The sequence below is a fragment of the Pontibacterium sp. genome (genome assembly GCF_041587635.1).
Lineage (GTDB): Bacteria > Pseudomonadota > Gammaproteobacteria > Pseudomonadales > Balneatricaceae > Pontibacterium.
Genome location: NZ_JBFGYC010000180.1, coordinates 1 through 6,877, shown reverse-complemented (window position 1 = coordinate 6,877; position 6,877 = coordinate 1). Strand labels below are relative to the sequence as shown.

The 6,877-nt window shown below is 51.7% G+C and carries 6 protein-coding genes; 1 reads left to right on the top strand and 5 read right to left on the bottom strand.

All coding sequences use genetic code 11. From position 1 onward, the window contains the following. Positions 1–705, top strand: a 705-nt coding sequence (locus ABYW01_RS10460; RefSeq protein WP_372832561.1) for an ATP-binding protein, incomplete at its 5' end; no start/stop codon positions are given. 63 nt (positions 706–768) lie between these two features. Here ABYW01_RS10460 and ABYW01_RS10455 read toward each other — a convergent pair. The 5 genes from ABYW01_RS10455 to ABYW01_RS10435 form a co-directional block, all read right to left on the bottom strand. Next, positions 769–1,434 carry a response regulator gene (locus ABYW01_RS10455; RefSeq protein ID WP_372832560.1) on the bottom strand — a complete coding sequence of 222 codons (666 nt, stop codon included), beginning with the start codon at positions 1,432–1,434 and terminating at the stop codon, positions 769–771. A 146-nt stretch (positions 1,435–1,580) separates the two neighbouring features. Next, positions 1,581–3,536 (bottom strand): acetate--CoA ligase, encoded by a 1,956-nt coding sequence (gene acs / locus ABYW01_RS10450; protein ID WP_372832559.1) that lies wholly within the window; start codon positions 3,534–3,536, stop codon positions 1,581–1,583. A gap of 338 nt (positions 3,537–3,874) precedes the next feature. Continuing rightward, the gene (locus tag ABYW01_RS10445; protein ID WP_372832558.1) at positions 3,875–5,251 is read right to left on the bottom strand and encodes a sigma-54-dependent transcriptional regulator; all 1,377 of its coding nucleotides are present in this window, start codon (positions 5,249–5,251) and stop codon (positions 3,875–3,877) included. Between the two features lie 24 nt (positions 5,252–5,275). Further along, entirely contained in the window at positions 5,276–6,367 is a 1,092-nt protein-coding gene (locus tag ABYW01_RS10440) for a PAS domain-containing sensor histidine kinase (protein WP_372832556.1), read from the bottom strand. A 6-nt stretch (positions 6,368–6,373) separates the two neighbouring features. Next, the coding region (locus ABYW01_RS10435; RefSeq protein WP_372832555.1) for a helix-turn-helix domain-containing protein at positions 6,374–6,877 on the bottom strand (504 nt) is incomplete at its 5' end.

The window sequence follows — 6,877 nt, the reverse complement described above, 5'->3', positions numbered from 1 at the left end:
GGCTGCCGTAAACGCGGAAAAAAACTACGATTCGAAGTATGGGACACCGGTGTAGGCATTCCACAGAGTAAACTCAAAGAGGTATTTGAGGAGTTTCGGCGCATCGACAATCCAAAACACTCTCAAGTTCAAGGACTTGGCCTGGGACTCGCCATCACTGAACGCATCGCCCGTATGCTGGAACACCGTCTGCGTGTACGCTCCTGGCCAACCAAGGGCACCGTATTCAGCGTCGAGGTTCCGCTGGGCGTCGCCGAGAATGCCGTCAAACAAAAACCAGAAAACCGTGGCTGGATACGCAGCAAGGGGCTTAATGGTGTACGCGTACTGGTGATCGATAACGAACCGAAAATACTGGAAGGCATGAGTGCACTGCTGGGTGGCTGGTCCTGCGAGGTTGCCGTGGCCATTTCAGGCAATGAAGCGATCGCCCGCATTCAGGAGGAACATTTTGAACCTGACATTATTTTGGCGGATTACCACCTGTCCGAAACAGATACCGGGGTCAATGCACTCAAAGAGATACAGATACTCACTGATCGCGACATACCTGCTGTCGTCATCACTGCCGACCGAACTGAAGAGGTTAAAACCGACATTGCCGCAGCGGGCGCCCAACTCCTGACGAAACCGATCCGGCCTGCAGCACTGCGCGCCATTATCAACAAACTCATCGCCAATGCCCGCGCACTGGCTACGGAGTAAATACAGGCACAAAAAAAGGTGCCATCAGGCACCTTTTACAATCGATCCGAGTTTAAGCGGTATTTACTCTACATCCGTCTTCGGTGGCTCTACACCAAGACGCTGAGCAGCGATAACAGCCTGCGTACGACTGTGAACGCCCAACTTACGCAAAATAGCGGTTACATGAGCCTTAATGGTCGCTTCAGAAACATTCAGCTCATAAGCAATCTGCTTGTTCAACAGACCTTCGGTTAGCATCGTCAATACACGGAACTGCTGTGGTGTAAGGGCGGCCAACGCGGCGGCAAATTTCTGATCTTCTTCGCTTACATCACCCAGATTGTCCGCAACTTCTTGCGGCAACCACTCCTCACCTTCGAGTACAGCTTTGATCGCGTCGGAGATGGTTTCTAGTGGTGCAGATTTCGGGATAAAACCAGACGCACCATAGTCAAGCGCGCGCTTCATAACATGTGGCTGTTCACTACCCGATACAACTACGACAGGAATCCCCGGGTTCTGTCCTCGCAGGAACACCAACCCAGAAAAGCCATTCGTACCCTGCATATGAATGTCCAGCAACACCAGGTCTGCGTCAGGATTCTGATCTACTGCTTCCTGCACAGCCGCCAATGAATCAGCTTCTACTGTTGCTACACCAGGCACTGCCTGTGCCACTGCCTGCTTCAACGCTGCTCGAAACAGCGGATGATCATCGGCAATAATTATTTTTTGTGCTAGCTGCATGCGTTTACTACCCCCCTCTTACACCTCTGACAGTGCAAGTTCCTGTACTGCAACTTAATCCCGGCTCCATCATAACACCGTTAATACAAAAACTCCCACCAGGCAGAACCGGGTGGGAGTTTCAAGTATCAGGCTGTCAGGAACGATTAGCCTTTACGGTTCATTCGATTTTCGATCAGATCATCAACAACCGTTGGGTCAGCCAGTGTAGAGGTATCACCCAGTGCACCGAAATCATCTTCAGCGATCTTACGCAGGATACGACGCATGATTTTACCAGAACGGGTTTTCGGCATGCCTGGTGCAAACTGAATCAGGTCTGGAGATGCAATTGGACCGATCTCAGAACGCACGTGCATGCGCAGCTCTTTCAACAGCTCATCAGACTGCTCAAAGCCAGACTGCAGGGTTACATAAACGTAGATACCCTGACCCTTCACATCGTGTGGATAGCCCACTACAGCCGCCTCAGCAACTGCTTCATGTGCAACCAGCGCAGACTCAACCTCTGCGGTGCCCATACGGTGACCCGATACGTTGATTACGTCATCAACACGGCCGGTGATCCAGTAGTAACCGTCTTCATCACGACGCGCACCATCACCCGTGGTGTAAACACCTTTGTAGGTAGAGAAGTATGTCTGGATAAAGCGTTCGTGATCGCCCCAGATTGAGCGACTCTGACCAGGCCAGGAATCTTTCAGTACCAGGTTACCATCGACAGCACCTTCCAGCTCATTACCTTCCGCATCCAGCAACGCAGGCTGTACACCGAAGAATGGACGGGTAGCAGAACCCGGCTTAGTGGCAGTCGCACCAGGCAGAGGCAGGATCATCATGCCGCCAGTTTCAGTCTGCCACCACGTATCAACGATTGGGCAACGACCCTGACCGATAATACGGTGATACCATTCCCACGCTTCGGGGTTGATCGGCTCACCTACAGAACCCAGAATACGCAGGGTAGACAGGTCAGAATCACCCAGTACATCTTCACCCTGTTGCATCAGTGCACGAATTGCAGTCGGTGCCGTGTAGAACTGGTTAACTTTGTGTTTCTCGATAACACGACCGAAACGGCTGTTATCCGGGTAGCTAGGCACGCCTTCAAACATCAAAGAGGTGCCGCCGTTCGCCAGCGGACCGTAAACGATGTAGCTATGACCGGTTACCCAACCCACATCCGCAGTACACCAGTAGATATCACCTTCTTTGTAATCGAAAGCGTATTCATGCGTCATGGACGCATACACCATGTAACCACCGGTCGTGTGCTTCAGACCTTTTGGCGCACCCGTTGAACCAGAGGTGTACAGAATGAACATCGGTGCTTCTGCTTCCATCTCCTCTGCAGCACATTCTGCAGACGCTTCAGCCACCAGATCTTCGTACCAAACATCAACACTGTCGTTCCATGCAACATCTTTGTCGACACGCTTAACAACAATCACACTGTCAACGCAGGCTTTCGCCGCATCATGCTGCAGTGCTTTATCCACGTTGTCTTTCAGAGGAACAGACTTACCTGCACGCAAAGAGTAGTTTGAGGTCACAACTACTTTGGAGTTTGCACCTTCAATACGCGCTGCCAGTGCTTCCGGAGAGAAACCACCGAAAACGATAGAGTGCACAGCACCGATACGGGTACATGCCAGCATGGCAACCGCAGCTTCAGGGATCATTGGCATGTACAGGGTAACAACATCACCCTTTTCAACGCCGCGTGCTTTCAAAGCATTGGAGAACTTACATACGCGCTCGTGCAGATCACGGTAAGTAATATTTTCAGATTCGCTAGGGTCATCACCTTCCCAGATGATTGCTACCTGATCACCACGGGTTTCCAGGTGGCGATCCAGACAGTTGTAAGATGCGTTCAGCGTACCGTCTTCGAACCAGCGGATATCAACATTGTGCGGATCAAAGGAAGTGTTCTTAACTTTCGTGTACGGCTTAAACCAATCCAGACGCTTACCGGCTTCGCCCCAGAATGCATCCGGGTCGTTTACAGACTGCTCGTACATCGCCAGATACTTATCGTTGTCGATGTGAGCTTCCGCTGCAATTTCAGGAGAAACTGGATATACCTTTTCTTCACTCATCGTGATGCCCTTAGCTGTAAATTATTTTAATTCTTGGAATCCGTTAGCCCTTTTTTAGACCTGATAAACAGCATCAGGTCCTTATACTTCTTATTAAGGCGTTTCGTGTGTCCGTTAACTGGTAAGTTTTATACCCGTACGGCACTCACCGCCTGAATTAGACATTGGTCTATCCGGCCTAAGACATTGGTCTTGGTTAGGTTTTCTGCCGCCCTCAGGGGCAACCATACAAGGTCTTTAAACAGAGCTGATCTTGCCGCTAAAAACCCTCTCAGGCCGTTAAATCCACAACTTCCCAGGGTCTTAAAGCCTCAAAAAACGCGATATCCTAAACAGCCCTACTTTCCAAGCAATCTATCAAGATCCAGACCCGCTTCGCGCATCCGGGCTAATTTGTAACGTAACGTTCGAGGACTGATTCCTAAGTTTTCCGCGGCAGTTTTACGGCTTCCGCCCGTTGCTTTGAGCGCATCGATAATCAGCTGAAATTCATGCTGCTGGAGATCAGCCCCAAGCTGATTATTGTCATCCACATCGACGTCTGCCACAGGATCCTCGAACTGATGACAAAGTTCAGAGGACACCGAATCAGGATTGAGTAATAAATCGGTCGCACTGATTGCCGTACCGGCCTGCATAATCAGCGCACGCTGCACAACATTATCCAACTCCCGGACATTGCCCGGCCAATTATGCTGCGTCAGCGCCTGCTGGGCATCCGGACTGAACAACGCAGGTGCCCGCCCCATCTTAGTACAGTATTTCGCTAACAACCGATCGGCCAAAGGGACAATATCCGCTCGCCGCTCGCGTAGTGGCTTCCACTGCAATGGAAAGACATTCAGGCGGTAATAGAGGTCTTCGCGAAACTTGCCATCCGTCACATAGGTTTCGAGCTTCCGGTTACTCGTCGCTAATACACGCACATCCAGCTTGATCAGCTTACGTCCGCCTAGCCGTTCAACTTCCTGCTCCTGCAACACACGCAACAACTTGGCCTGCAAGCCCTGATCCATCTCACTGATCTCATCAAGCAACAGGGTTCCGCCATTGGCTTGTTCAAACTTACCCGGTGTGGCGGCATAAGCACCGGTAAACGCGCCTTTCTCATAACCAAACAGCGTCGCTTCCAGCATATTCTCAGGGATAGCAGCACAGTTAATCGCGACAAACGGCGCTTTACGGCGAGAAGAGTGGCGGTGGATATATTGTGCCAGCACTTCTTTACCCGTTCCTGATTCGCCGGTAATCATCACGGTTGAATCACTCGCGGCCACACGACGTGCTAGTTGGAGCAACTGTTTACTGCTGGTTTCGTCAGCAACCGGCTCTTCAGACTCTTCAACACTCAGGGAGCCCTGCGCGTAGCGCCGCACAGCCTCCACCAGAGCTTGCGCCTCAAACGGCTTCATCAGGTAATCAACCGCACCCGCCTGTATGGCCTCGACCGCCTTATGCACCTGCCCGAAGGCCGTAATCAACATGACGGGTAAACCCGGCTGCAACTGTTTAATCCGCTCAAGCAACGCATGACCGTCAATCCCTGGCATATTGACGTCGGTCACAACCATCTCAACGTGAGTTTCAGCCAACAGACTCAGCGCGGCCTCACCACTTTCTGCCGCCACATATTCGAAGCCGGCTAACTCAAGGGTGTCACAGAGCGCTTCTCGCAACGCGCTGTCATCTTCAACAATCAGAATTCGGGCTGTCATATACTCTATCTACCGCTATACCACTCAACCAGCCGACTGCGCTGGCATAATTATTGACGCCGTTGTTCCTTCACCCAGCGACGACTGAAGCTCGAACTGACCGTGATGTGCCATCGCCACAACCTGAGCAACCGCCAAACCAAGCCCGGTACCGTGGGACTTGGTCGTATAAAATGGCTCCATCGCCCGACTCAGTGTTTCGTCATCCATCCCAGGTCCGTGATCTTCAACATTGATCCACAGGTTTCCACTGTCAGTCGACAAAGACAGTGTGAGTTCAGCCCCTTCGCCCGTCGCCTGCAACGCATTCTCAACCAGATTAATAATCGCCCCTAACAATGCATCTTTGTTGCACTGAATGGATAACCCCGGCGCATGGTTAATACAGTCACAATCGGCATCAAACGACGTTAACGGCACATCCAGCTGATCCTCAATGTCGCTGAACAACTGTTCCGTTGTGAGCTGATCATCCAACCGGGTTTCAGCACGCGCGAACACCAGCATATCCCTCACCTGCTTTTCGAGGTGAGTCAGACGGGATTTCACTTTAGCAGTAAATTTGGTGCGCTGCTCAAGGGTGATATCGGTTCGCGACAGATGATCAACGTACAGCAAGGCAGCCGATAAAGGCGTCCGAATCTGATGAGCTAACGATGCCATCATCCGTCCCATCTCGGACAGGCGCTGATAGTGAGACAATCGATCCTGCAGCAATCGTGTTTCCGTCAGATTGGTCAGGAGCACCAGTTGTCCCGGCTCGTTATCCATCGCTCGTGTTGCCAGACTGACCCGCCGCCCATCGTGTAATGAGACCTCATGACCATCATCACTGCGCGGCGCGAAGCAACGCTGAATTACTGCGATCCATAACTCACCGCGCAACTGACCTCCCAACAACTCCTCCGCGGCCGGGTTACAGTCGGAGATCACACCGTCCCCGCCAATCTGGATAACACCTGCCGGAAGAAGATCAAGCAACTGACGCATTTTGGAGGCCAGCCGTTTGGACTCGTCCGACTCCGCCTGACGCTCTTTTTCTAACTGATGCTCCAGCTGCAAAACTTGTGTTTCTAGTTCGGCAATTCGAGCTTCAGCCGCAACCAACTTATCCATCAATCATTACTTCCGCTGAATGCCATACTTACGCATTTTCTCAACCAATGTGGTCCGACGTACCTGCAACTTTTCGGCAGCGCGTGCGACAACACTCTCACAACTATTCAGTGCCTGCTCAATCAAAGCCCGCTCCAGTCGCTCTAAATACTCTTTTAGATTCAGGCCGCTTTCCGGCAACAGGCATTCACCGGAAACAGCAAGATCCGCTACCGGATGCTCTGGGACTTGGCCAAAATCCAGTTTCTGTTGATAACGGTCTGGATCAGGCTCTTCAATGTGTCGGAATTTTGCGGGTAATTCAGAGACACCCACCACCCCATCGGGATACATAATCACTAAACGCTCAACAAGATTGGACAGTTCACGAACGTTGCCCTGCCAAGGATGCAGTTGCAGTGACCGCAACGCACTCGAGTGAAAAATCACCTTACCTAAGCCCTGGGCATCGGCACGCCGTACCATCTCCTCAAGCAGCACAGGAATATCTTCAATACGCTCACGCAGGGG

Bases quoted from the DNA above. Each gene is read 5' to 3' on its own strand.
- ABYW01_RS10455 (WP_372832560.1), bottom strand. From the start codon at position 1,434: ATGCAGCTAGCACAAAAAATAATTATTGCCGATGATCATCCGCTGTTT.
- acs (WP_372832559.1), bottom strand. From the start codon at position 3,536: ATGAGTGAAGAAAAGGTATATCCAGTTTCTCCTGAAATTGCAGCGGAA.
- ABYW01_RS10445 (WP_372832558.1), bottom strand. From the start codon at position 5,251: ATGACAGCCCGAATTCTGATTGTTGAAGATGACAGCGCGTTGCGAGAA.
- ABYW01_RS10440 (WP_372832556.1), bottom strand. From the start codon at position 6,367: ATGGATAAGTTGGTTGCGGCTGAAGCTCGAATTGCCGAACTAGAAACA.